This window comes from Microbacterium sp. HJ5, from assembly GCF_054824025.1.
In genome coordinates this window covers 148,929-172,859 of the sequence record NZ_JSYE01000013.1, presented here as the reverse complement: position 1 = coordinate 172,859, position 23,931 = coordinate 148,929, and the positions used below count along the sequence as shown (strand labels likewise).

Sequence of the window (23,931 nt, the reverse complement as noted above, 5' to 3'; positions counted from 1 at the left end):
TCAGCCCGCTTCGGGGTCGAACGAGCTGTCGTCGGCGTCGAGCACATCCGGACGGCCGGGCGTCGCGCGCGGGTCGGGCTCGAGCGCACCGTCCTCCTCGAACTCCGCAAGCTGCCCGATGCGCCGGGCGTGACGCTCCTCGCCCGAGAACGGCGTCGCGATGAAGCGGTCGATGAACGACACGGCCTCGTCGAACGTGTGCTGCCGAGCGCCGATGGCGATCACGTTCGCGTCGTTGTGCTCGCGGGCGAGCTCGGCCGTCGCGATGCTCCAGGCGAGGGCCGCGCGCACGCCCACGACCTTGTTCGCCGCGATCTGCTCGCCGTTGCCCGATCCGCCGAAGACGACGCCGAGCGCCTCGACGCCCGCGGCCTGATCGCGCACGACCGCCTGCGCCGCACGGATGCAGAACGCCGGGTAGTCGTCGAGGGGGTCGTACTCGACCGGGCCGTGGTCGACGACGTCGTGCCCCGCGGCCGCGAGGTGGTGCTGGAGCTGGGTGGAGAACTCGAGGCCGGCGTGGTCGGTCGCGATGTGGATGCGCATGGGGTCAATCCTAGGGAGCGGCGACAGGGCGCCTCGGGCAGATGTCGTCTCGTCGGTCAGGGCGCGATGCCCGCTGCGGCGGGCTTGAAGCCGGCCCGCACGTTCTCGCAGCACGCGGGGCGGCACACATCGAACCACGGGCCCAGATCGGTGGCGTGCGGGCGGTCGACCGCGGGGGTGCCGCGCAGCCGCTCCGCGACGAGGTCGACGAGCCCGGACACGAACACCGGATCCACACCCGGGGTGGGCGTGCGCACCGCGCGGATGCCCGCCTCGGCCGCGGCATCCATCGCCTCCGTGTCGAGGTCCCACAGGACCTCCATGTGATCGCTCATGAAGCCCAGCGGCACGATGGCCACCGCCTGGATCCCCCCACCGGGAAGATCGGCGATCACGTCGTTCACGTCGGGCTCGAGCCAGGGCTGGCTGGGCGGGCCGGACCGCGACTGGTACACCAGCTCCCAGCCAACGTGCGCCGCCGACGGGATCTCTGCGGCGACCGCGTCCATGACGACCTCCGCGACCGCCAGGTGCTGCGCGGCATAGGCGCCCCCCGGACCGAAGTCGCGGTGCGACGGATCGCCCTCGCGCGGTCCGGACCGCTCGGCGTCGGCCGTCGGGATGCTGTGGGTGGAGAAGAGCACGCGTACGGACTCCGGTGGGATGCCGTCGCCCAGGAACGCGCGCACGGCGTCGCGCACGCCGTCGATGAACGGCTGGACGAACCCCGGGTGGTCGAAGAACTGCCGCACCTTGTCGATCGACACGGTGTCGGCGAGGCCGGTCGCGTCGAGGACCCGTGCGAAGTCCTCGCGGTACTGGCGGCAGCTTGAGAACGACGAATAGGCGCTGGTCGCGAGGGCGATCAGATTCGAGTGACCGGATGCCGCGGCCTCCTGCACCGCCTCCTCCAGATACGGGGCCCAGTTGCGATTGCCCCAGAACACCGGCAGCTCGATGCCGCGGGTCGCGAGCTCCGCTTCGAGCGCGGCCTTGAGCGCCCGGTTCTGGGCGTTGATGGGGCTGATCCCGTCGAAGTGACGATAGTGGTGCGCGACCTCTTCGAGCCGCTCGTCTGGGATGCCGCGTCCGCGGGTCACGTTGCGCAGGAACGGGATGACGTCGTCCTGCCCCTCCGGGCCGCCGAAGCCGGCGAGGAGGATCGCGTCGTACGCGACCGGCACCTCGATGTGCGGGGATCCGGATGCCGCGGCCGGCGATGCGTAGGGCACCGCGGCGTGCGGGGCGGGGGTGTCGGACGGGTTCTGCGCTTCCGAGGTCACGCCTCCATCCTTTCACCGCCGCGCAGCCCCGCGGACCTCTCGTCATCCACAGGCACGTCCCGGACGCGGTGCCTGGAATAGGCTGGGACGGTTGCCGCCGGTGTCATCAGCGCCAGATCGCGGTACCCCACCCTCACCCACGGGAGCATTGCAGTGCCTGGAGAGAACCTCACCCGCATCGAGGCGCAGGAGCGCCGCGCGATCGTCGACACCCACTCGTACGAGGTCGCGCTCGACCTCACGAAGGGCGACGAGGTGTTCGCCTCGCGCACCGTCGTGCGCTTCTCGGCCACCGCGGGCGCCGACACCTTCATCGACCTCATCGCGCGCGACGTACGCGAGATCACGCTCAACGGCCGCACGATCGACGCGTCGGCGGCCTTCGCGGACTCGCGCATCGCCCTGTCGGGCCTCGCAGCCGAGAACGAGCTCGTCATCGACGCCGACTGCCTCTACACGAACACCGGCGAGGGCCTGCACCGCTTCGTCGACCCCGTCGACGGCGAGGTGTACCTCTACTCGCAGTTCGAGGTGCCCGACTCGCGTCGCATGTTCGCCGTGTTCGAGCAGCCCGATCTCAAGGCCGCCTTCCAGTTCACGGTCACGGCCCCCGAGCCGTGGAAGGTCGTCTCGAACTCCCCCACTCCCGAGCCGAAGCAGCACGGCGACGGCACCGCGACGTGGACCTTCGAGGCCACCCCGCGCATCTCGTCGTACATCACCGCGCTCATCGCCGGACCCTACGAGGCGACGTTCTCCGAGCTCACGAGTGCTTCGGGCCGCGTCATCCCGCTCGGCGTCTACGGCCGCAAGAGCCTGTGGCAGCACCTCGACGCCGACTACATCTTCGACAAGACCCGCCAGGGCTTCACCTACTTCGAGGACAAGTTCGACTACGCGTACCCGTTCGCCAAGTACGACCAGCTCTTCGTCCCGGAGTTCAACGCCGGCGCGATGGAGAACGCGGGCGCGGTCACCTTCACCGAGTCCTATGTGTTCCGCTCGAAGGTCACCGACGCCGTCAAGGAGCGCCGCGTCGTCACGATCCTCCACGAGCTCGCCCACATGTGGTTCGGCGACCTCGTCACGATGAAGTGGTGGAACGACCTCTGGCTCAACGAGTCCTTCGCCGAGTGGGCGTCGACGATCGCGACGGCCGAGGCCACCGAGTGGACCGAGGCGTGGACCACTTTCAACGCCATGGAGAAGACCTGGGCGTACCGCCAGGACCAGCTCCCCTCGACCCACCCGGTGGTCGCGCAGATCAACGACCTCGAGGACGTCCAGGTCAACTTCGACGGCATCACCTACGCCAAGGGCGGCTCCGTCCTCAAGCAGCTCGCCGCGTGGGTGGGCATCGAGCAGTTCTTCGCCGGTGTCGCGGCGTACTTCAAGAAGCACGAGTGGTCGAACACCGAGCTCTCCGACCTGCTGTCCGAGCTCGAGGCCACGAGCGGCCGCGAGCTGTCGACCTGGTCGAAGAAGTGGCTCGAGACCGCCGGCGTGAACACGCTGTCGCCCGAGATCGTCGCCGACGTCGACGGCACGATCACGCGCTTCGCGATCGTGCAGACGGCGCCCGCCGACTACCCGACCATCCGCCCGCACCGCCTCGGCGTCGGCTTCTACAACGTCGAGGGCGACGCGCTCGTGCGCGTGCACCACATCGAGCTCGACGTCGACGGCGACCTCACCGAGGTGCCCGAGCTCAAGGGACACCAGCGCCCCGACCTCGTGCTGCTCAACGACGAAGACCTGGCGTACGCGAAGATCCGTCTCGACGAGCGCTCGCTGCAGACGGCCATCGACCACCTCGGCAAGATCAGCGACCCGCTCGCCCGGTCGCTGGTGTGGGGTGCCGCGTGGGACCAGACGCGCGACGCCGAGGCATCCGCTTCGGATTACGTCGACCTCGTGCTGCGCAACATCGGCTCGGAGACCGAGTCGACGACCGTGCGCACGACGCTCGCCCAGCTGCAGCTCGCGGCCAACGCGTACGTCTCGCCCGAGAAGCGCGACGTCACGCGCGAGAAGGTCGCCGACGCGCTGTGGGAGCTCGCCCAGGGCGCAGAGGCCGGCAGCGACAGCCAGCTCCAGTTCGTGACGGCGTTCGCGAGCGCCGCCGCCACCTCGGCGCAGGTCGAGAAAGTCCGCCGGGTGCGCGACGGCGAGGTCTCGTTCGACGGCCTCGAGATCGACACCGACCTGTCGTGGCAGCTTCTCGTGGCGCTCGCCGCCGGCGGGGTCGTCACGGTGACCGACATCGATGAGGCTCTCGCGGCCGACAACACTGCCAAGGGCGGTGAGTTCGCCGCGCAGGCCAAGGCCGCACTGCCGACCGCCGAAGCGAAGGCCGCCGCATGGTCGTCGCTCGTCGACAGCGACGACCTGCCGAACACGATCGTCCGCTCGGCCGCACTCGGCTTCATCCACCCCGCGGGCCGCGAGCTGCTGGGCGCCTACGTCGCCCCGTACTTCGACGCGCTCCTGCCCGTCTGGGAGTCGCGCAGCTACAAGATCGCCGAGTACCTGATCTTCGGTCTCTACCCGGCTCCGCTGGCGAACCTCGAACTGCGCGACGCCACACGTGCGTGGCTCGACGCGAACGCCTCCGCCGCTCCGGCGCTCCGACGGCTCGTCGCCGAGAACCTCGCCGGTGTCGAGCGGGCACTGGCCGTGCAGGAGCGCGACGCCCAGTAGTACTGCGGTACCACCGCAGTGAGCGAAGACCCCCCTCTCGGCCGATGTGCCGGAGGGGGGTCTCTCCGTAGCGTCGGAGCATGATCCTCGCAGAGAACCTCAGCGAGAGCTTCGGCGCCTAACACGCCGTCACCGATGTCAGCTTCACCGTCAGCCCGGGCAAGGTCACGGGCTTCCTCGGTGTCGGCGGACGTGCGGGCGGCGGTCGTTAGGATCGACTCGATGATCGCGCTCGACACCACCGAACCGGCCACCCCCGCGAGCCCCACGCTCTGGACCGACTTCCTGGACTTCCTCGTGAAGTCAGGACAGGTCGCCCTCGCCGTCGCCGGGATCGTCCTGGGCGCCCTCGTCCTCGCGTGGATCCTTCGGATCGTGATCCGCCGTGTCGTCGACCGCATCGTCAACGGCGCGAAGTCGAAGGCGAACGTCGACGACACCCAGGCCCTCGACCGGTCCCCGCTGGCGTCGGTCAGGCTCGTCCAGCGCACGCGCACCCTGGGCTCCATCCTCCAGAACATCGTCGGCGTCACGATCGTGGTGATCGCGATCCTGCTGATCATCAACGTGGTGGCGCCCTCGGCGCTCGGGTCGCTCACCCTGCTCACCGCCGCCGTCGGCGCGGGCCTCGGCTTCGGCGCCCAGAACATCGTCAAGGACGTGCTGAACGGCATCTTCATCGTCGCCGAGGACCAGGTGGGCATCGGCGACGTGGTCGACCTCGGGCTGGCATCGGGCATCGTCGAGTACGTCAGTGTGCGGGTCACGCACGTGCGCGACGTCAACGGCACGCTCTGGTACGTGCGCAACGGCGAGATCACCCGGATCGGCAACCTCTCGCAGGGCTGGTCCCGCGTCATCGTCGACCTCTCCATCCCGACCGACGCCGACATCGACGAGGTCGAGCGGCTCATGCTCGACACCGCCAAGGGACTCGCGAAGGACGCGAAGTGGCGCACGCGCATCCTCGAGCAGCCCGAGGTCTGGGGGCTCGAGTCCATCTCCGGCGACGCGCTGGTCATCCGGCTGGTGATGAAGACGCGCGCCAACGCGAAGGACGACGTCGCCCGCGAGCTGCGCATGCGCCTGAAGAAGGCGCTCGACGAAGCGGGAATCACACTCCCCGCGCTCAACACGATCATGCCGTCGGGGATCGAGGGTGCGCAGCGCGTGCGCGGGGCCAACCCGCCGAAGACCAAGCCGACCGCCGTGACGGCGCCGCCGGCCGCCTCGCGGCCGGTATGGAAGCCGAAGCGCACTCCGAAGACGCCTCCCGCGACCCCTGCCGACGACGCGAAGGGAACGCCATGACGGATGCCTCGCCCCTGAGCTTCTACGACGAGGTCGGCGGCCACGACACCTTCGTCCGCCTGGTCGATGCGTTCTACCGCGGCGTCGCCGGCGACGAGGTGCTCAAGCCCATGTACCCCGAGGAGGACCTCGGCCCCGCCAAGGTGCGGCTGACGATGTTCCTCGAACAGTACTGGGGCGGTCCGTCGACCTACAGCGAGCAGCGCGGTCACCCGCGGCTGCGCATGCGGCACGCGCCCTTCCACGTGAACCCCGACGCACGAGACCGCTGGCTCGCCCACATGCGCGCCGCCGTCGACGAGCTCCGGCTGCCTCCGCTGCACGAGGCGACGCTGTGGGACTACCTCCAGCGCGCCGCGCAGGCGATGGTGAACACGTTCGAGCCGACCGGCATCGGCCCCGCGGCAGGCGGGCGGGACGCGGCATCCGGTCCCTCCCCCCGCGAAGCGGGTGCGCCCAGGTCATCGCTCCCCCTCGTCGCCGAGCCACCCGCCGACACCCCCAGCTAGCGCACCGCACCCTCACCCCCGCCACCCGACGAAGGAGTCGACATGCCCGCAGCGCCCGCCACCCATTCCGCGGACGTCCTCGTGATCGGCTGGGGCCTCGCGGGCCTTGTCGCCGCGACCGAGGCCGTCGCCGCGGGCAAGCGGGTCGTCATCGTCGACCAGGAGCCCCGCTCCAACCTCGGCGGCCAGGCCTGGTGGTCCTTCGGGGGGCTCTTCTTCATCGACTCGCCCGAGCAGCGGCGGATGGGCATCAAGGACTCCCTCGAGCTCGCGCGCCAGGACTGGTTCGGCAACGCCGGCTTCGATCGCGAGGAGGACGCCTGGCCGAAGCGCTGGGCCGAGGCGTATCTGCAGTTCGCCCACGAGGAGAAGCGCAGCTGGCTGCGCGAGAAGGGCGTCGGCTTCTTCCCGATCGTCGGCTGGGCCGAGCGCGGCGGCTACACGGCGACCGGGCCCGGCAACTCCGTCCCGCGCTTCCACGTCACGTGGGGCACGGGTCCGGGGATCGTCGCACCGTTCCAGGCAGCGGTCGAGTCCGCGGAGCGACAGGGCCGCATCACCGTCCTGCCTCGTCACAAGGTGACCGGTCTCACCGTCATCAACGGCGTGATCACCGGCGCCGAGGGCGACGTCCTCGCACCGTCGGGCGCCGCACGCGGCTTCGCGTCGTCACGGGAGATCGTCGGATCGTTCGCCGTCACGGCGGGCGCGACGATCGTCTCGTCGGGAGGCATCGGCGGCAACCACGAGCTGGTGCGCCGCTGGTGGCCAGAGCGACTGGGCCCTGCACCGACGACGATGGTCACCGGCGTGCCGGCCTATGTCGACGGCTCGATGCAGGTCGTCTCGGAGGCCGCGGGGGCCCACCTGATCAACGGCGACCGGATGTGGCACTACGTCGAAGGCATCCAGAACTGGGATCCGGTCTGGCCCGACCACGGCATCCGGATCCTTCCCGGCCCGTCGTCGGTGTGGCTCGACGCGACCGGCCACCGGCTGCCGGTGCCTCTCTTCCCCGGCTTCGACACGCTTGGCACGCTCGCCCATCTGCGCGCGACCGGCCACGACCACTCGTGGTTCGTGCTCTCGCAGAAGATCATCGAGAAGGAGTTCACGCTGTCGGGCAGCGAGCAGAACCCCGATCTCACGGGCAAGGACGTCAAGCTGCTCGCCCAGTCGCGGCTCGGCAAGGGCGCCTCGGGTCCCGTGCAGGCGTTCATGGACAAGGGCGCCGACTTCGTGGTCCGCGAAACGCTGGACGAGCTCATCGCGGGCATGAAGGCACTCCCCGGAGGCGACGTCCTCGACGCGGAGCGCGTGCGGTTCGAGGTCGAGGCGCGCGATCGCGAGATCGACAACGACTTCACGAAGGACGCCCAGATCGCGATGCTGCGCTCGGCGCGCGCCTACCGGGGCGACAAGCTGATCCGCACGGCCAAGCCGCACCGCATCCTCGATCCCGAATCCGGGCCGCTCATCGCCGTGAAGCTGCACGTGCTCACGCGAAAGTCGCTCGGCGGCATCGAGACCGACCTCTCCGGCCGCGCGCTGGGCACAGGAGGCGAGCCCATCCCCGGACTGTACGCGGCCGGCGAGGCGAGCGGCTTCGGAGGCGGCGGCGTCCACGGCTACCGGGCCCTGGAGGGCACGTTCGTCGGCGGATGCCTGTTCTCGGGCCGCACCGCAGGACGCGCAGCGGCGCTGGCGGTCTGACGGCGGGTCCAGGCTCAGGCGTCGCCCGCGCCGGTGCGCCGCACCGGCGTCAGGCCCATCACGGCCGGACCCCGCACGATCACGTGGCCTCGGAGCAGACTCACTCGCGTCCAGGGCCCGCTCGTGAAGACCTTCGCCGTCTCGGCACCGCTGATGAACCCCATGCTCAGCGCCGCGAACGCCGCGCCCAGCGGCAGTCCGCCGAGCTCGGCGTCCGGAACACCCCAGACCGCGGCCCGCACCGTCCGCACGACGTCCTCACCGGCATCCGTCGGCACCGCCTCGGCGACCCGGGCGATGCCGCCCTGCGCCTTCGCGGCGAGCACAGACGCGTCGACGCCCTGTCGGGCCGCCCAACCCGAGCGGGGCGGGGCGACTCCGGCCCACGAGGGAGCCAGTGCCGTCTCGGGGAGCTGAACCGCCGTCGCGTCGTCGGGCGCGGCGAGGAGAGCGGATGCCTCGACCACGAGGTCGCAGACGAGCTCCGGGTCGACCTGCATCGTCCGCATCGCGAGCACCGTCGGCGTCGCGTCTCCGAGGCCGCGCGGTGCGAGCGGGGCGGCGGTCATGACGAGCACGCCGTTCGCCGCCTGGATGCGGACCCCCTCGTCGGTGAGGCGGGACGCCCGGCTAGCGAACGTGACGGCGTCGGCTGCGGACTCGGCGTCGGCGAAAAGGAGGCGGGGAGGCATCGCCCCCTAAGCTACCAAGCGGAACGACGGGCGGCGGGCGCCCCCGGAGAGGAGACCCGTGGAGCAGGCCGACTGGGAGCCCGATCCCGACCCCGTGGCGTCGATGCTCTCGGTGCTGGACCTCGCCGGCTCGGACGCGCGCACGACCGAGGACATCTTCACGGGAGTCTCGCAGTCGATGCCGCTCGGCCGCGTGTACGGCGGCCAGGTGCTGGCCCAGTCGATGGTCGCCGCGGCGCGGACCACTCCTGAGGGCCGCCACGTGCACTCGATGCACGGGTACTTCCTGCGGCCGGGCGACTCGGCGAAGGGCATCACGTTCGCCGTCGATCGCATCCATGACGGACGATCGTTCTCGACCCGTCGCACCCAGGCCTTCCAGGAGGGCGTGCCGATCTTCTCGATGATCGCGTCGTTCCAGGACGAGGATCCGGGCATCGACCACCAGGCGCCGATGCCCGAGGGCGTCCCCGCGCCCGAGGAGCTCCCCGACATCGAGTCGCACCTGCAGGGCCTGCACCCCATGTCGAAGCGCCTGTTCACCGACCGACCCGTCGATCTCCGCCACGTTCCATCGCCCATCTACCTCACGGTCGAGGGCGAGCGGACGCCCCGTCAGGCCGTGTGGATGAAGGTCCGGCGCAGCATCCCTGACTCCCCCGACATCCATCGTGCGGCGCTCGCGTACCTCAGCGATCTCACGATCCAGGAATCGATCCTCCGCGCTCATGGTGTGCCCTGGGCAACCCGTGGGCTCAAGGTCGCGAGCCTCGACCACGCGATGTGGTGGCACAGGTTCGGCAGGGTCGACGAGTGGATGCTGTACGTGCAGGAGTCGCCGAGCGCTCGCGGGGGCCGCGGCCTCGCGACGGGACGCGTCTACGCCCAGGACGGCACGCTGCTCGCGAGCGTCGCGCAGGAGATCATGGTGCGGGTGCCCGCGGCGCCGGCGGCTCCGGCCTCCGCGCAGGACTGATCTGCGGCGGGGCCGTCAGCGCCGGTGCGCGTAGGCGATCGGCTCCCCGAGGTAGGGCGACCACACCGCGCGCTCCTCGGATGACAGCCGGAGCGGCCTGCCCGACCCGGCGTCGACCTTCACCACGACGGTGGTGGCGCGCGCGTAGACGGTCTGGACGCCGCCGACGGCCGTCTCGCGCGGACTGCGCACCTCGTAGCAGACCTCGATGCTGGACCCGCCGAGCTTCGCGAACCACATCTGCACATCGAGCGGATGCCGCTGATACGGCACCGGTGCGAGGTACTCGATCTCCTGCCGCGCGATGAGCGTCAGGACGCCGCTGAAGATGCTCGAGTCGAGGACGGCCGTCTCGGGAGCGTCCTCCCCCGGCTCGGGCACCCAGAAGGCGCGCACGCGAGCCTCCTCGAGCAGCTTCAGCATCGAGGTGTTGTTGACGTGGTTGAACGCGTCGAGGTCACCCCACCGCACGTGGATGGGGATGTGGAGGCGCCGCGCCGGCGCGGCCTGCGCCTGCGCGGCCTGCGCCTGCGCGTCGTCAGTCACGGTGCGCCTCCGCTCAGTCGCGGGTGAGCTTGCGATACGCCGAGCGGTGCGGCTTCGCGGCATCCGGACCGAGACGCTCGATCTTGTTCTCCTCATAGGCCTCGAAGTTGCCCTCGAACCAGTACCACTTGTCGGGGTCCTCGTCGGTTCCCTCGTACGCGAGGATGTGCGTCGCGATGCGGTCGAGGAACCACCGGTCGTGCGTGATCACCACGGCGCAGCCGGGGAACTCGAGCAGTGCGTTCTCGAGCGACTGCAGGGTCTCGACGTCGAGGTCGTTGGTGGGCTCGTCGAGGAGGAGCAGGTTGCCGCCCTCCTTGAGCGTGAGCGCGAGGTTCAGCCGGTTGCGCTCGCCACCGGAGAGCACACCGGCCTTCTTCTGCTGGTCGGGCCCCTTGAACCCGAACTTCGATACGTACGCGCGCGACGGGATCTCGGTCTTGCCGACCGTGATGATGTCGAGCCCGTCGGACACGACCTCCCACAGCGTCTTGCTCGGGTCGATGTTGGCGCGCGACTGGTCGACGTAGCTGATCTTGACCGTCTCGCCGATCTTGAGGTCACCGCCGTCGAGCGGCTCGAGGCCGACGATGGTCTTGAAAAGCGTGGTCTTGCCGACGCCGTTCGGGCCGATGACGCCGACGATGCCGTTCGGCGGCAGGCTGAACGTGAGTCCGTCGATGAGCGACCGGCCGTCGAAGCCCTTCTGCAGCTTCTTGGCCTCGATCACGACACTGCCCAGGCGCGGCCCCGGCGGGATCGTGATCTCCTCGAAGTCGAGCTTCCGCGTGCGGTCGGCCTCCGCCGCCATCTCCTCGTAGCGGGCGAGTCGCGCCTTCGACTTCGCCTGCCGGCCCTTCGCGTTCGAGCGCACCCACTCGAGCTCTTCGGCGAGGCGCTTGGCGAGCTTGGCGTCCTTCTTGCCCTGGATCGCGAGGCGCTCACCCTTCTTCTCGAGGTAGGTCGAGTAGTTGCCCTCGTAGCCGATGAGGCGGCCGCGGTCGACCTCGGCGATCCACTCCGCGACGTTGTCGAGGAAGTACCGGTCGTGCGTGATGGCGATCACGGCGCCGGGATACTTCTGCAGGTGCTGCTCCAGCCACAGCACGCTCTCTGCGTCGAGGTGGTTCGTCGGCTCGTCGAGCAGCAGCAGGTCGGGCTTCTGCAGCAGGAGCTTGGTGAGCGCGACGCGACGCTTCTCACCACCGGAAAGCGGGCCGATCTGCGCGTCGCCCGGCGGGGTGCGCAGGGCGTCCATCGCCTGCTCGAGCTGGGAGTCGAGGTCCCACGCGTCCGCGGCGTCGATCTCCTCCTGGAGGACGCCCATCTCGGCCAGCAGCGCGTCGAAGTCGGCGTCGGGGTCGGCCATGAGGGCGGAGATCTCGTTGAAGCGGTCGACCTTCGCCTTGATCGCGATGCCGTCCTGGATGTTCTCGAGCACCGTCTTGGACTCGTCGAGCTCGGGCTCCTGCATGAGGATGCCGACCGAGAAGCCGGGGCTGAGCTTGGCCTCGCCGTTCGAGGGGGCGTCGAGGCCCGCCATGATCTTGAGGATCGTCGACTTGCCCGCGCCGTTCGGACCGACCATGCCGATCTTCGCCCCGGGGAGGAACGCCATCGTGACGTCGTCGAGGATGAGCTTTTCTCCGACCGCCTTGCGAGCGCGGACCATCGAGTAGATGTATTCAGCCATGTCTTGTGAACGTTCTCCTAAGCCTGACGACGTCAGCGTCCCAGCCTACCGGCGCGCGGCGCACGTGGCCTACGCGAGACCGCCAGGGGTGCGGTCACCGTCGGTCACCAGTCGATGGGACGGGTCGCCCCCACGAGGCACGCGCCCTCGGCGAGCGCGGGGACGATGACGGTGAAGGGGTCTCCGGTCGCCGGCCCGACCTGACCCACCAGGCACTCGTCACCCCAGAGGACGGAGAACTGGATACTCTCGGCCGGATTCCCGACGGTCGAGGTGTCGTGGGTCACCTGCATGGCGGTCTTGTCGAAGCCGGCTGCGGTGAGCGCATCCACGTATGCGCGTCCTGACGCTCGATCGGCCGACGCCCACACCGATTCGGTGACGGCGGTGAACAGCGCGAGGTTGTCTGCGGCCGACCCGTCCGGCGCGAGGCTCGGGGCGGCGGAGGGCTGCGGGGTCGGTGCGGCGCTCGAGCTCGGGTCGGGCGATCCGGTGGGCGCGGACGATGCCGTTGCGGTCGGGTCGGACGGATTGTCGCCCGTGCATCCGGCGAGGGCCAGCACCGCGGCGACCGCGAGCATGCCTGCCAGTCGTCGCGCCGAGCCTGGGAAGCGCGCCGAACGCGCGGGATGCTCGGGGTGTCGGACCACGGGGAGAGTCTAGAGCCCGACGCCCCGAGTACCCGCCGCGTGCTCAGAACGGCGGCTCGACCCCGGCGAGCTCGAGCTCCTGACTCGGCAGCTCGTCGCCCGCCGACTCGCCGGCACCGTCCGGCACCGCGTCGGGGGCCGCCGCCCATTCGTCGGCGGGCGGGACGTCGTGGCTCAGCGGCGCCTGCCACGTCGCCTCGGCGCCGGGCGCCGCCGGTGCCGCATCCTTCACGAAGGTGGTCGTGCCCCACCTCAGGTCGTGACCGATGGCGTCCGCCTCGATCTCGACGTCGGTGCCCTTCTTGGCGCCGTTGTCCCAGTCCCGCACCCGGAGCCGGCCAGTGAGGATCACGCGCTCGCCCCGCCGCAGGGACTGGAAGGCGTGGTCGGCCAGTCCGCGCCACGCCGACACCGAGTAGAAGTTCGTCGCGGACTCGACCCAGGAGTTGGAGGCGCGGTCGAACCGCCGCTGCCCGCTGGCCAGCCGGAACGTGGTGACGGTCGCCCCGGTGGCGGTGCGCTTGTGCTCGGGATCGGTCGCGACGTTCCCCGTGATCGTGATGGTGTCGTTCATTCCTCTTCCTCTCTCGTGGACCGGAGACGTTCTCCGGTCCGCCGGCGCCCGTGTGCCCAGTCGGGCGCCGGCGGTGGGATCAGACTGCCGCTCGCCCGCGATGTCACGACGTACGAGCGAGCGCTGTGGGGAAACGGCTCGGATCAGCGCTTCTGTGGAGGAGCCGACGGTCACGGACGGAGGAGGCGATGTCGGAGGTCGCACATATGTTCGATTCGAGAGGAGATGCCATGACCGTTCCCGTCACCGTCGACATGCCGACGCTCCCGCCCGGTGCGCCCGTTCGCCTCGCGCCCGCCGCGCCCTCCCTCTGGAGGGTGATCGATCGGCGTGGTCTCGTGATCGGTCATCTCCAGGCGCTCGCTCAGCCAGGAGGAATCCGCTATCGCGCGCGGCGGTTCCACGCGGCCTCCCGCGCGTTCCTCGAGCTCGGCGACTTCTGGTCGGTCGCCGACGCCGTCGACTGCCTGCGTTTCGCGCGGTGAGCCGGGCAAGGGCACGACAGCCCGGTCTCATCCGTCAGACGATCGACTCGACCCGCTCGACGAACGAGACCGGGGCACCGGCGCGGACCGAGGTCCATGATTCCGCAAGCGACGACACCGCCCGCACGAGCTCGTCGGGGGGCGCCGTGAACGGGAGGCGCAGGTGGCGATCGTGGCCGCCGTCGACGGAGAACCGCGGGCCGGCAGAGAGCAGGACGCCCCTCGACCGCACGTCCATGACGAGCGCCGAGCTGAGAGCGGCGTCGAGTTCGATCCACAGGGAGACACCTCCGTGCGTGACAGGCACGCGCCACTGCGGAATCCTCGTCTCGAGCGCACCGACGAGGGCATCCCGTCCCGCGCGCAGCAGCGCGGATCGCTGGGCGGCGATCTCGCCGAAATCGCCGAACAGGGCGGCGGCGACCGCTTGCTCGAACTCCGGTGTGCCGAGGTCATGGGCCGGTCGCGCGGCGACGAACCGTCGCACCAGGTCGCCTTCCGCCCGGATCCATCCGACGCGCAGGCCGCCCCAGACCGTCTTGCCCAGCGAGCCGATGCGCACGACCGTCGACGGGTCACTCCCGGAGAATCCGGCCGGCAGGGAACCGCGATCGATGTCGAGGTCCGCGGTCGTCTCATCCAGCACCAGGACGGAGCCTGCGCGCTCCCCGGCGAGGAGGAACGCTTCGCGCTCCGCCTGCGACATCGAGCGCCCCGTCGGATTCTGGAAGTCGGGCATGAGGTATGCCATCACCGGCAGGGTGCGAGCGAACGCCTGCTCGGCCCGGTCGAGGTCCCACCCCTGGTCGGTGGTCACGGGCACCCCGACCAGCCGCGCACCGGCGCGACGCAGTGCATCGACGGCATGCGGATAGGTCGGGGTCTCGATGAGCACCCGATCGCCGCGCCCGAGCAGCACCGACGCCACGAGATGAATGGCGCTCTGCGCGCCCGTCGTCACCAGCACCTCGCTCGCCGAGGTGGGCACGCCGCGCCTGACGTAATGGGCCGCGATGGCCTCACGCAGCTCGACGCTCCCGAGCACGTCGTATCCGACGCGCGAGACCAGCGCGGCCGCGTTCCCGGCCACATCGGCCATGATCCCGGCGAGGCCGGGCCAGGCCGGCGGGCTCGCCTGCTGCAAGTCGATGGCCCCCTCGGCGGCGGCGGCCCGCCCCGGGTCGCGACGCCGAAGTGGGAGCGTGACGCTCCCCGACCCGCGGAGGCTCGCGATGTGGCCGGTCTCGCGCAGGCTCCGGTACCCCGCGGCGACCGTGCTGCGACTCAGTTCGAGGGCCGCGGCGAGTTCTCGTTCCGCGGGGAGCGCGGTGCGCGGCGCGAGCCGGTTGTCCAGGCACAGAAGTCGGATGCTGTCCGCCAACGCCTCATACGCAGGCTCTCTCGTGCGCCATCCTCCCAGTGCGGCGGCCAGGGCGCGGGCCGAGATCCGGGAGTCCATGATGCCACCCTACGCACATTGGCCTGTTTCATGCATGCCAATGCTGCGATTGGATGGCCTCATGACCCGCCGTGTGATCCAGCTCTTCGTAGGCCTCATCCTCTACGGCGTGGGGTGCGCGATGACCGTCGAGGCCGGCCTGGGCGTCGACCCGTGGACCGTCCTCGCCGAGGGCATATCGCTCCACACCGGCATCGGCATCGGCTGGGTCGCCAACATCCTGGGATTCTTCGTCCTGCTGCTGTGGATCCCCCTGCGGCAGAAGCCCGGAATCGGCACGATCGCCAACATCCTCCTCGTCGGCACGAGCATGCAGTTCGCGCTGGGGATCTTCCCGCCCGTGTCGGGCATCTTCGCCCAGTTCGGCGTGCTCCTCGGGGGCATCATCGTCGTCGCTGTCGCTTCGGGCCTCTACATCGGGGCGCACTTCGGCCCCGGCCCGCGCGACGGACTCATGACAGGAATGCACAAGCGGCTGGGATGGCCCATCTTCGCGTGCCGCGCGCTGGTCGAGCTCACGGTGCTGGCCATCGGCTGGTTCCTCGGGGGCACGGTGGGCATCGGCACAGTGCTTTTCGCGTTCCTGATCGGCCCGCTCGTCCACCTCGCGCTGCCGCTTCTCGACACCCGCCGCGGTGCGCCGACGCGAGCCGCCGCCACGACCGAGCCCGCCGAGGCCACACCGAGCCGCTGACGGGCGGCGGGCGCGGCATCCGTCACCATCCGCATCGACGATCGAGCCGCGCCCGCGCCAAGCGCGACCGACGGTGCGCGGTTCAGTGCTCCCGGAACTCAGGCCAGTCCCTGCCCGCAGCCATGCGGGAATGGAGGGCGCTCTTGGCGATCTCCATCGAGGGATACGTGCCGGCGCTGGCATCGGCTCCCGCCATCGTGACCGTGTAGCCGTCGTCGTCCTTGCGGATGCTTCCGACGACGCCGGAAGCGCCGTATGCGACCCACAGGGTGTGGTGCGTCTCCGTGGTGCTCATGGGTGAACTCCTTTCGATGCGTCCGAGGCTGACGCTACGCCGCGCCCGCCTCATATGCCAGCATCCGCCACGTGTTGCGCGAACCCGATAACCTGGAGCTTCACCCTTCCCTCCGTAGCTCAGGGGACAGAGCGAGCGGTTTCTACCCGCCAGGTCGGGGGTTCGAATCCTCCCGGGGGGGCAGTTACGACCTCGGCGTCGACGCCGAGGCGTCGGCGTCTGGGGACGTCAATAGGATGGAGCGCATGGTGGGGGCACCTGAGAACGATCGCCTTGTCTGGATCGACTGCGAGATGACGGGACTCGACCTCGATGTCGACGAGCTCGTCGAGATCGCCGTCGTCGTCACCGACTTCGAGCTGCGTCCCGTGCATGCGGGCTTCCAGGTGGTGATCAAGCCCGACGCGTCCGCGCTCGCCAACATGAGCGAGTTCGTCACCAAGATGCACGAGAAGTCCGGTCTTCTCGAGGAGATCCCGAACGGCGTGAGTCTCGCCGACGCCGAGTTCCAGGCCCTGGAGTACATCCAGCAGTTCGTGCCCCTCGAGGGCAAGGCGCCGCTGGCCGGCAACACGATCGGCACCGACCGCATGTTCCTCGCGAAGTACATGCCCCGCATCGACCACTGGCTTCACTATCGCAACGTCGACGTGTCGAGCATCAAAGAGCTCGCGCGACGCTGGTACCCGCGCGCCTACATCCACGCGCCGGCGAAAGACGGCGGCCACCGGGCGCTCGCCGACATCCTCGAATCCATCCGCGAGCTGGCGTATTACCGGCAGGCCGTGTTCGTGCCCGAGCCCGGGCCGACCAGCGACGGGGCACGTGCGGCAGCAGCTGCCGCCGTGTCGCTGTTCGCCCCAGAGGTGTGAGAGAATCTTCTGGTTGCCCGCGCAGGCGGGAGGCTTGGTGGGTATAGCTCAGTTGGTAGAGCACCTGGTTGTGGTCCAGGGGGTCGCGGGTTCAAGTCCCGTTACTCACCCCAAGTACGTTCGTCGCACGACACGATCGATCGAGGCTCCGTAGATGGAGATGGATGCCGCGACCTTCGAACAGCTCGTGATCGACGAGCTTGATCTCCTGCCCGACGACATGGTCGACGGACTCGACAACGTCATCTTCGTCGTCGAGGACCGCGCCGAGGACGGCAGTCTCGACCTGCTCGGGCTGTACGACGGGTGGGCGCTCACGGAGCGCGACCGCTATGGCGTCGGCGAGCTGCCGGACCGCATCATCGTCTACCGCGAGGCGCACCTCGCCGTGTGCGAGGACCTCGACGAGTTGCGCGACGAGCTGCACACGACCCTGGTGCACGAGATCGCCCACTTCTACGGCATCGACGACGACCGCCTCCACGAGCTGGGATGGGCCTGATGGCGCCGCTGGCCACACCCGACGTCGACGAGCAGGTCGACCGCGACGAGCGCGTGTCCCCCGACCGCCCCTGGCAGACAGTCGTCTGGGACGATCCCGTCAACCTCATGAGCTACGTCACCCATGTGTTCCGCGAATACTTCGGCTACCCGCGGGCCAGGGCCGAGGCGCTCATGCTCGCCGTCCACAACGAAGGCCACGCGGTCGTGGCGGAAGGAGCGCGCGAGCAGATGGAGTTGCACGCGAACGCGATGCACGACTACGGGCTGTGGGCGACGGTGCGGCAGGCTCCGCAATGAGCGAGCAGTCCGTCGTCCTCGAACTCACGCGCATCGAGGCCGCCCACCTCGCGGGGCTCGTCGCGCAGTTCGCCGAGCTGGTCGACGGCGCCGTCGTCGAGACGGGCGACCCCGCGGTCGCGCGCCTGGTTCCCGATGCCTACGATGATGCGGAATCCGCGGCGGAGTTCCGCCGTCTGACCGAAGCCGATCTGCTCGACCGCCGTCGCGACGACGCGCAGGCGGTGCTGGCGTCCCTCGGCGAGACCGCTGTCCTCCCCGACGATGCGCCCGACTCGGTGCTGGTCGAGAACGCCACCATCACGCTCGATCCCACCGCGGTGGGAGCGTGGCTGCGGACGCTCGCCGCGATCCGTCTCGTGCTCGCGACGCGACTGGGGATCGCCGAGGCCGACGACCACCATCCGGACGATCCTCGGTTCGGCATCTACGATTGGCTCGGATACCGGCTCGACGGCCTGGTCGCGGCGGTCGCGGGCGACGACGACTGATCAGGGAACCGCGAACACGTGCGTCGCGATGCGTGTGGGCTGATCCCGCGTGACGTGCTGATCTTCCTGGCGCGCCCACCGCTCCCAATGCGGCCGGTAGGTCTCGCCGTCCCGCCGCAGCGCCCGGTTCCGGCGGGACGGAGCAGGCGACTCGAGCCAGACCCGCACATCGCCCAGACGCGCCGTCGCGGGCGTGAGGATGCCCGATCCCTCCACCACGAGCGGGAGGGAGGGGTCGACGGCGTGAGCGTCGGCCGGAACGCCGGCTTCCCAGTCCCAGCGCTGCCAGACCCCGATCATCCCGCGCGCATGAGGCACCAGGATCTGCTCGCGGGCGAGGGCGACCCCTTGGTCCAGGCCGTCCCAGCCGGGGTAGATCGAGTCGAGCGCGACGAGCTGCACCCGACCTGCGAGCGGCCAGCGCGCCACGAGAGCGCGCGCGAGCGAGGACTTGCCCGCGCCGCTGCGTCCATCGATCAGCACGACGGGATTACCCGCCGCGACGCCGGTGATCGCACTCAGAAGGCTCGACGCGGCAGCGTCGAGCGAGAGGGCGACCGGGTCGGAGCTACTTCTTGAGGGCGCGGATGACACGGCTGAGCGCGCGACCGGCGAAGAACACGAACGGGATGCCGACGGCGAGAAGCGACACGATGTTCGCCTCGAACCGCAGGTCGTCGCCGCGCCGGATGTATGCCCCGAGCGGCACCGACCATCCCCCACCGCCGCCGCCCCCGTTGCCGGCCTCGTCGGAGCCGCCGCCGAAGCCCGACCACGTGAGCGCGACGGGGATGACGCGGATGCCGTCGACATCCTGCTGCTCGCCGTAGGCGCTCTTGACTCCGAAGGACGCGGACTGCTGGCCGAGCTCGAGTGCGATGTTGGGCATGCGACCACGCTACCCGTCGCGCATGCCCGGTGTCAGCCCTGATCCAGCGTGGGAGGCGGCGGGCTGGAGGGAAGCGAGCCGCCGCCGCGGGCCTTGCCGAGCAGGGTGCCCCGCGTGACTGCGCCTCGCCCGAACTTCGCGGCCGCTCCGTCGAGCGCGTCCTCGATACGTCGCCATTCCGCATCGTCGTCCCACAGCGCGAGGGGTGCGGATCCGGCGGTCCTGAGCTTCTCGGCGCGCACCCCGATGAGCCGGATCGGCAGATGGTGGTCGACGGCGGCGAACAGGTCGTGCGCCGCATCGCCGATCCGCTGGCCGACCGCCGTCGGCTCGGGAAGAGTCTGCGAGCGTGAGGTCGTCGAGAAGTCGGCGTAGCGCACCTTGATGGCGATGGTCGATGCCTCCCACCCCGCGCCCCGTAGCCTTGCGCCGACCTTGTCGGCGAGGCGACGCAGCTCGGAGCGGAGGATCGCGGGGTCGGCGATGTCTTCGTCGAACGTCTCCTCGTGACCGATGCTCTTCTCCACGCGCCGGGTGTCGACCGATCGGGCGTCGATGCCGCGCGCGAGGTGCCGGATGCGCTCGCCCATCGCCGGTCCGAGCACCCGATCGAGCACTTCCCGCGGGCTGTCGAGCACATCCGCGACGGTGCGGATGCCGCGGCCCTCCAGCGCTTCCGCGGCTTTCGGGCCGACCCCCCACAGCGCCCTCACCGAACGCGGGGCGAGGAATGCGGCGGTGTCGGCCTCGGTGACGATCAGCAGGCCGTCGGGTTTGCTGATGGTCGACGCCATCTTGGCGACGTGCTTCGTCGCCGCCACGCCGATGCTGCACGTCAGCCCGGTCTCGTCGAGCACCCGCGCACGGAGATCACGGGCGATCGCGCCAGGGCTCCCCCACAGTCGACGCACTCCGCGCACATCGAGGAACGCCTCGTCGATGGAGAGCGGCTCGACCAGCGGTGTCACGTCGCGGAAGATGCGCATGACGCGCCCCGAGAGCTCGAGGTAGCGGTCGAAGTGCGGCAGCACCACGGTCGCCGTCGGGCACAGTCGCAGCGCCTGGCCCACCGGCATCGCGGACCGCACGCCGAATCGGCGGGCTTCGTAAGAGGCGCTGGAGACGACGGACCGGCCCTCGGGCGCGCCGACGATGATCGGCTTGCCCTGGAGCGAAGGGTCGTCGAGCTGCTCGACCGATGCGTAGAAGGCATCCATGTCGACGTGGAGGATGCCGGTACCGGTGTCGTCAGCCCCTTCGGCGGACACGAGTCTGCCCGTGCCGTCACCGCGTCCCATGGCCCCGATTCTCCTCCACCCCTCCGACACCTGCGCGTCGGACCGGCCCGCACCCGCCGTCAGGACGAGGCGGCGCGCTCCAGGACGAGTTCGCGCACGCGCGCGGCGTCGGCCTGGCCCTTCATGGCCTTCATGACGGCTCCGATCACCGCACCGGCCGCCTGCACTTTGCCGTCGCGGATCTTCGCGAGGACGTCGGGCTGCGAGGCGAGAGCCTCGTCGATCGCCGCGATCAGAGCGCCGTCGTCGGAGACCACCGCGAGCCCGCGAGCGTCCACGACCTCCTGCGGTGTTCCCTCACCCGCGATGACACCCTCGAGGACCTGACGTGCGAGCTTGTCGTTGATGGCGCCCGAGTCGACCAGCCGCTGCAGCGCGGCGACGTCTGCCGGGCTCGCGAGATCGGATGCCTCGCGCCCCTGTGCGTTCGCGATGCGGGCGATCTCACCCGTCCACCACTTGCGGGCGGCGGCCGGGGAAGCTCCGGCCGCGACCGTCGCCTCGACCTCGGCGAGCAGCCCACTGTTGACGACGCCCTGGAACTCGATGTCGGCGAAGCCCCAGTCGGCCTTGAGCCGGCGGCGACGTGCAGCGGGCGGCTCGGGCAGTGCGGCGCGCAGCTGCTCGATCAGCTCGACCGACGGTGCGACGGGCAGCAGGTCGGGCTCCGGGAAGTACCGGTAGTCGTCGGCATCGGACTTCGGGCGCCCGGGCGACGTGGTGCCGGTGTCTTCGTGCCAGTGCCGCGTCTCCTGGATGATGGAGCCGCCGGCCGCGAGGATCGCCGCCTGCCGCTGGATCTCGTACCGCACCGCACGCTCGACCGACCGCATCGAGTTGACGTTCTTGGTCTCGGTGCGGGTGCCGAGCTTCTCCTGGCCGCGCGGGCGCAGCGAGACGTTGGCGTCACAGCGGAGGTTGCCGCGCTCCATGCGCGCCTCGGAGATGCCGAGGGAGAGCACGATGTCGCGGATCGTCTGCACGTAGGCCTTGGCGATCTCGGGCGCGCGATGCTCCGCGCCGAAGATGGGCTTCGTGACGATCTCGACCAGCGGCACGCCCGCTCGGTTGTAGTCGACCAGCGAGTATTCGGCGCCCTGGATGCGACCGGTGGCGCCGCCGACGTGGGTCAGCTTCCCGGCGTCCTCTTCCATGTGCGCACGCTCGATCGGGACGGTGACGATCGTTCCGTCCGCCAGTTCGACGTCGACGTGACCTTCGAAGGCGATGGGCTCGTCGTATTGCGAGATCTGGTAGTTCTTGCCGAGGTCCGGGTAGAAGTAGTTCTTCCGTGCGAATCGGCTCGACGGCGCGATAGAGCAGCCGAGGGCCAGCCCGAGGCTGATCGAGAACTTCACGGCCTCGGCGTTCACGGTCGGCAGCGAGCCCGGCAGGCCCATGTCGACGGGGGCGACGAGGGTGTTCGGGTCCGCTCCGTGGTTGTCGGCGTGCGCGGGGTTGGCCGCCCCCGAGAACATCTTGGTCTTCGTGTTGAGCTCGACGTGCACCTCGAAGCCGAGGACCGGCTCGTACCGCTCCAGCGCCTCGTCGAAATCCATCAGCTTGTCCTTGGCCATCAGCGTGCCCCTCCGAGGATCGGTGCGCGGTCGAGCAGCGGCGCGCCCCACGAATCGACGAGCACCGCTTCGAGCGCGGCCCCGACGCGGTAGAGCCTCGCATCCTCACGGGCGGGGGCCAGGAACTGGATGCCGACGGGCAACCCGTCCTCGTCTGCCAGGCCCGACGGGATCGAGATGCCCGGAACACCCGCGAGGTTCGCGGGGATCGTCGTCACGTCGTTCAGGTACATCTGCATCGGGTCGTCGATTTTCTCGCCCAGCCGGAACGCCGTCGTCGGCGCCGAGGGCGTGGCGATGACGTCCACCGACGCGAACGCGCCGTCGAAGTCCTGCTGGATGAGCGTGCGGACTTTCTGTGCTGAGCCGTAGTAGGCGTCGTAGTAGCCCGCCGACAGCGCGTAGGTGCCGAGGATGATCCGCCGCTTCACCTCGTCGCCGAACCCGGCGTCACGTGTGCGCGCCATGACGTCCTCGACGGTGCCGCCCGGCACGTCGACGCGGAGGCCGAAACGCACCGAGTCGAACTTCGCCAGGTTGCTGGACGCCTCCGCCGGAAGGATCAGGTAGTACGCCGCCACGCCGTACTCGAAGTGCGGGGCGCTGATCTCGACGATCTCAGCGCCCTGGGCCTCCATCGCCGCGAGTGCGGTCCGGAACGATGCCGACACACCGGGCTGGAACCCGGCGTCGGGGAGTTCCTTGATGACGCCGACCTTGAGCCCCTTGAGCACGTCTCCGCGAGAGCCCTCGCGGGCGGCGTCGGCGAAGGACGGCCACTGCTCGGACAGCGATGTGGAGTCGTGCGGGTCGTGTCCTGCGATGACGTCGTGGAGAAGACCCGCATCGAGCACGGTGCGCGTGACGGGCCCGACCTGGTCGAGGCTCGACGCCAGCGCGATCGCCCCGTACCGGCTCACCCCTCCATAGGTGGGCTTGAGTCCGACAGTGCCGGTGACGTGCGCGGGCTGGCGGATCGAGCCCCCCGTGTCGGAGCCGAGGGCCAGCGGAGCCTCGAAAGCCGCTACCGCGGCCGCAGACCCGCCGCCCGAACCGCCCGGGATGCGGTCGAGATCCCACGGGTTGCGGGTCGGGCCGTACGCCGAGTGCTCGGTCGACGAGCCCATGGCGAACTCGTCCATGTTCGTCTTGCCGAGCGGAACCAGGCCCGCGGCGCGCGAGCGAGCGACCACCGTGGCGTCGTAGGGCGACATGTAGTTCTCGAGGATCTTCGATCCGCTCGTCGACGGCATGTCGGTCGTGACGAGGACGTCCTTGATCGCGAGCGGGACGCCGGCCACAGGTCCGAGCTGCTCGCCGGCGGCGCGCCGGTGGTCGATGTCGGCGGCGACGGCGAGCGCCCGGTCGCTGACGTGGAGGAAGGCGTGGACGTCGCCGTCGACGGCGGCGATGCGGTCGAGATGGGCCTGCGTGGCCTCGACGCTCGAGATCTCGCCGGCGGCGAGCTTGTCTGCGAGCGCGGCGGCGCTCAGCTTCGTCAGATCTGTCACGGGGGTCCTCACTGCTCTTCGCCGAGGATGGCGGTCACTCGGAAACGGCCGTCCGCGGCATCCGGAGCGTTCTGAAGCACCTGCGCGGGGGTCAGCTGATCGCCCACCACATCGGGGCGGAAGATGTTCTCCAGCGCGATCGGATGGCTGGTCGCCACCACGTCGGGGGTCGCGACCTCCGACACCTTCGCGATGTTGTCGACGATCACGTCGAGCTGACCGGTGAGGCGCTCGACCTCCTCGTCGGACAGCTGGATCCGGGCGAGCACACCGAGATGGCGCACGAGATCAGGGGTGATTTCAGACACCACGACAGTCTAGTTCGACGGCGGCGGTCGCCCGTGGCCGCCGACGGGCCAAGGCGTA

The 23,931-nt window shown here is 70.0% G+C and carries 26 protein-coding genes and 2 tRNA genes; 13 read left to right on the top strand and 15 right to left on the bottom strand.

All coding sequences use genetic code 11. From position 1 onward, the window contains the following. Both OB08_RS07280 and OB08_RS07275 read right to left on the bottom strand, forming a co-directional pair. Positions 1 to 546, bottom strand: coding sequence for a ribose-5-phosphate isomerase (locus OB08_RS07280; protein ID WP_461473623.1), 546 nt, complete (start codon positions 544 to 546; stop codon positions 1 to 3). A 56-nt stretch (positions 547 to 602) separates the two neighbouring features. Beyond that, positions 603 to 1,829 carry a ferrochelatase gene (locus OB08_RS07275; protein ID WP_461473621.1) on the bottom strand — a complete coding sequence of 409 codons (1,227 nt, stop codon included), beginning with the start codon at positions 1,827 to 1,829 and terminating at the stop codon, positions 603 to 605. Positions 1,830 to 1,982: 153 nt separating this feature from the next. Between OB08_RS07275 and pepN the strand changes: the two genes are divergently transcribed. The 4 genes from pepN to OB08_RS07255 all read left to right on the top strand — a co-directional run bounded on the left by pepN (position 1,983) and on the right by OB08_RS07255 (position 8,062). Further along, entirely contained in the window at positions 1,983 to 4,529 is a 2,547-nt protein-coding gene (gene pepN, locus OB08_RS07270; RefSeq protein WP_461473619.1) for an aminopeptidase N, read from the top strand. Positions 4,530 to 4,751: 222 nt separating this feature from the next. Beyond that, on the top strand, positions 4,752 to 5,840 hold the full coding sequence (locus OB08_RS07265) for a mechanosensitive ion channel family protein (protein ID WP_461473617.1): 1,089 nt from the start codon (positions 4,752 to 4,754) through the stop codon (positions 5,838 to 5,840). Then, positions 5,837 to 6,349, top strand: a complete 513-nt coding sequence (locus OB08_RS07260; protein ID WP_461473615.1) for a globin — start codon at positions 5,837 to 5,839, stop codon at positions 6,347 to 6,349. The genes OB08_RS07265 and OB08_RS07260 overlap by 4 nt, the downstream gene beginning before the upstream one ends. A gap of 42 nt (positions 6,350 to 6,391) precedes the next feature. Next, entirely contained in the window at positions 6,392 to 8,062 is a 1,671-nt protein-coding gene (locus tag OB08_RS07255) for an FAD-binding dehydrogenase (RefSeq protein WP_461473613.1), read from the top strand. 14 nt (positions 8,063 to 8,076) lie between these two features. Here the strand turns inward: OB08_RS07255 and OB08_RS07250 are convergent, their stop codons facing one another. After that, positions 8,077 to 8,754 (bottom strand): hypothetical protein, encoded by a 678-nt coding sequence (locus OB08_RS07250; protein ID WP_461473611.1) that lies wholly within the window; start codon positions 8,752 to 8,754, stop codon positions 8,077 to 8,079. A 103-nt stretch (positions 8,755 to 8,857) separates the two neighbouring features. Between OB08_RS07250 and OB08_RS07245 the strand changes: the two genes are divergently transcribed. Then, entirely contained in the window at positions 8,858 to 9,730 is an 873-nt protein-coding gene (locus tag OB08_RS07245) for an acyl-CoA thioesterase (RefSeq protein ID WP_461473846.1), read from the top strand. Between the two features lie 15 nt (positions 9,731 to 9,745). Here OB08_RS07245 and OB08_RS07240 read toward each other — a convergent pair whose 3' ends face one another. From OB08_RS07240 to ssb, 4 genes are all read right to left on the bottom strand, one after another. Next, entirely contained in the window at positions 9,746 to 10,276 is a 531-nt protein-coding gene (locus OB08_RS07240) for an acyl-CoA thioesterase (protein WP_461473609.1), read from the bottom strand. 13 nt (positions 10,277 to 10,289) lie between these two features. Beyond that, a complete protein-coding gene (ettA, locus tag OB08_RS07235; RefSeq protein ID WP_461473607.1) occupies positions 10,290 to 11,969 on the bottom strand; it encodes an energy-dependent translational throttle protein EttA in 1,680 nt (559 codons plus the stop codon). A 104-nt stretch (positions 11,970 to 12,073) separates the two neighbouring features. Continuing rightward, the gene (locus tag OB08_RS07230) at positions 12,074 to 12,619 is read right to left on the bottom strand and encodes a DUF6993 domain-containing protein (RefSeq protein WP_461473605.1); all 546 of its coding nucleotides are present in this window, start codon (positions 12,617 to 12,619) and stop codon (positions 12,074 to 12,076) included. A gap of 43 nt (positions 12,620 to 12,662) precedes the next feature. Beyond that, the gene (gene ssb, locus OB08_RS07225) at positions 12,663 to 13,193 is read right to left on the bottom strand and encodes a single-stranded DNA-binding protein (RefSeq protein ID WP_461473603.1); all 531 of its coding nucleotides are present in this window, start codon (positions 13,191 to 13,193) and stop codon (positions 12,663 to 12,665) included. Positions 13,194 to 13,423: 230 nt separating this feature from the next. Between ssb and OB08_RS07220 the strand changes: the two genes are divergently transcribed. After that, complete coding sequence (locus tag OB08_RS07220) at positions 13,424 to 13,678, top strand: hypothetical protein (RefSeq protein WP_461473601.1); 255 nt, start codon at positions 13,424 to 13,426, stop codon at positions 13,676 to 13,678. Positions 13,679 to 13,712: 34 nt separating this feature from the next. Here the strand turns inward: OB08_RS07220 and yczR are convergent, their stop codons facing one another. Further along, positions 13,713 to 15,137, bottom strand: a complete 1,425-nt coding sequence (gene yczR / locus OB08_RS07215; RefSeq protein WP_461473599.1) for a MocR-like transcription factor YczR — start codon at positions 15,135 to 15,137, stop codon at positions 13,713 to 13,715. A gap of 61 nt (positions 15,138 to 15,198) precedes the next feature. On the opposite strand from yczR, the gene yczE reads away from it, so the two are divergent. Beyond that, positions 15,199 to 15,831, top strand: a complete 633-nt coding sequence (gene yczE / locus OB08_RS07210; protein ID WP_461473597.1) for a membrane protein YczE — start codon at positions 15,199 to 15,201, stop codon at positions 15,829 to 15,831. Positions 15,832 to 15,913: 82 nt separating this feature from the next. Here the strand turns inward: yczE and OB08_RS07205 are convergent, their stop codons facing one another. Then, positions 15,914 to 16,126 (bottom strand): methyltransferase, encoded by a 213-nt coding sequence (locus OB08_RS07205; RefSeq protein ID WP_461473595.1) that lies wholly within the window; start codon positions 16,124 to 16,126, stop codon positions 15,914 to 15,916. 108 nt (positions 16,127 to 16,234) lie between these two features. Between OB08_RS07205 and OB08_RS07200 the strand changes: the two genes are divergently transcribed. The 6 genes from OB08_RS07200 (at position 16,235) to OB08_RS07175 (ending at position 18,290) form a co-directional block, all read left to right on the top strand. Then, positions 16,235 to 16,307, top strand: a tRNA-Arg gene (locus tag OB08_RS07200). 64 nt (positions 16,308 to 16,371) lie between these two features. Next, positions 16,372 to 16,998 (top strand): oligoribonuclease, encoded by a 627-nt coding sequence (gene orn / locus OB08_RS07195; RefSeq protein WP_461473593.1) that lies wholly within the window; start codon positions 16,372 to 16,374, stop codon positions 16,996 to 16,998. Positions 16,999 to 17,035: 37 nt separating this feature from the next. Then, a tRNA-His gene (locus OB08_RS07190) sits at positions 17,036 to 17,111 on the top strand. A 41-nt stretch (positions 17,112 to 17,152) separates the two neighbouring features. Beyond that, positions 17,153 to 17,500 (top strand): metallopeptidase family protein, encoded by a 348-nt coding sequence (locus OB08_RS07185; protein WP_461473591.1) that lies wholly within the window; start codon positions 17,153 to 17,155, stop codon positions 17,498 to 17,500. Then, the gene (gene clpS, locus OB08_RS07180) at positions 17,491 to 17,799 is read left to right on the top strand and encodes an ATP-dependent Clp protease adapter ClpS (RefSeq protein ID WP_461473589.1); all 309 of its coding nucleotides are present in this window, start codon (positions 17,491 to 17,493) and stop codon (positions 17,797 to 17,799) included. The genes OB08_RS07185 and clpS overlap by 10 nt, the downstream gene beginning before the upstream one ends. Then, positions 17,796 to 18,290, top strand: coding sequence for a DUF2017 family protein (locus OB08_RS07175; protein WP_461473587.1), 495 nt, complete (start codon positions 17,796 to 17,798; stop codon positions 18,288 to 18,290). The genes clpS and OB08_RS07175 overlap by 4 nt, the downstream gene beginning before the upstream one ends. On the opposite strand, the gene OB08_RS07170 is transcribed toward OB08_RS07175, so the two are convergent. From OB08_RS07170 to gatC, 6 genes are read right to left on the bottom strand one after another with little or no spacing between them, the layout of a single operon-like run. Next, positions 18,291 to 18,884, bottom strand: a complete 594-nt coding sequence (locus tag OB08_RS07170; protein ID WP_461473585.1) for a nucleoside/nucleotide kinase family protein — start codon at positions 18,882 to 18,884, stop codon at positions 18,291 to 18,293. Beyond that, a complete protein-coding gene (locus OB08_RS07165) occupies positions 18,859 to 19,179 on the bottom strand; it encodes a hypothetical protein (RefSeq protein ID WP_461473583.1) in 321 nt (106 codons plus the stop codon). The genes OB08_RS07170 and OB08_RS07165 overlap by 26 nt, the downstream gene beginning before the upstream one ends. Before the next feature lie 32 nt (positions 19,180 to 19,211). Next, positions 19,212 to 20,477, bottom strand: coding sequence for a DNA polymerase IV (gene dinB / locus OB08_RS07160; RefSeq protein ID WP_461473581.1), 1,266 nt, complete (start codon positions 20,475 to 20,477; stop codon positions 19,212 to 19,214). A 59-nt stretch (positions 20,478 to 20,536) separates the two neighbouring features. Next, entirely contained in the window at positions 20,537 to 22,054 is a 1,518-nt protein-coding gene (gene gatB / locus OB08_RS07155; RefSeq protein ID WP_461473579.1) for an Asp-tRNA(Asn)/Glu-tRNA(Gln) amidotransferase subunit GatB, read from the bottom strand. Continuing rightward, on the bottom strand, positions 22,054 to 23,565 hold the full coding sequence (gene gatA, locus OB08_RS07150; RefSeq protein WP_461473577.1) for an Asp-tRNA(Asn)/Glu-tRNA(Gln) amidotransferase subunit GatA: 1,512 nt from the start codon (positions 23,563 to 23,565) through the stop codon (positions 22,054 to 22,056). The genes gatB and gatA overlap by 1 nt, the downstream gene beginning before the upstream one ends. Before the next feature lie 8 nt (positions 23,566 to 23,573). Continuing rightward, on the bottom strand, positions 23,574 to 23,873 hold the full coding sequence (gene gatC, locus OB08_RS07145; RefSeq protein ID WP_461473575.1) for an Asp-tRNA(Asn)/Glu-tRNA(Gln) amidotransferase subunit GatC: 300 nt from the start codon (positions 23,871 to 23,873) through the stop codon (positions 23,574 to 23,576). Positions 23,874 to 23,931: the final 58 nt, after the last annotated feature.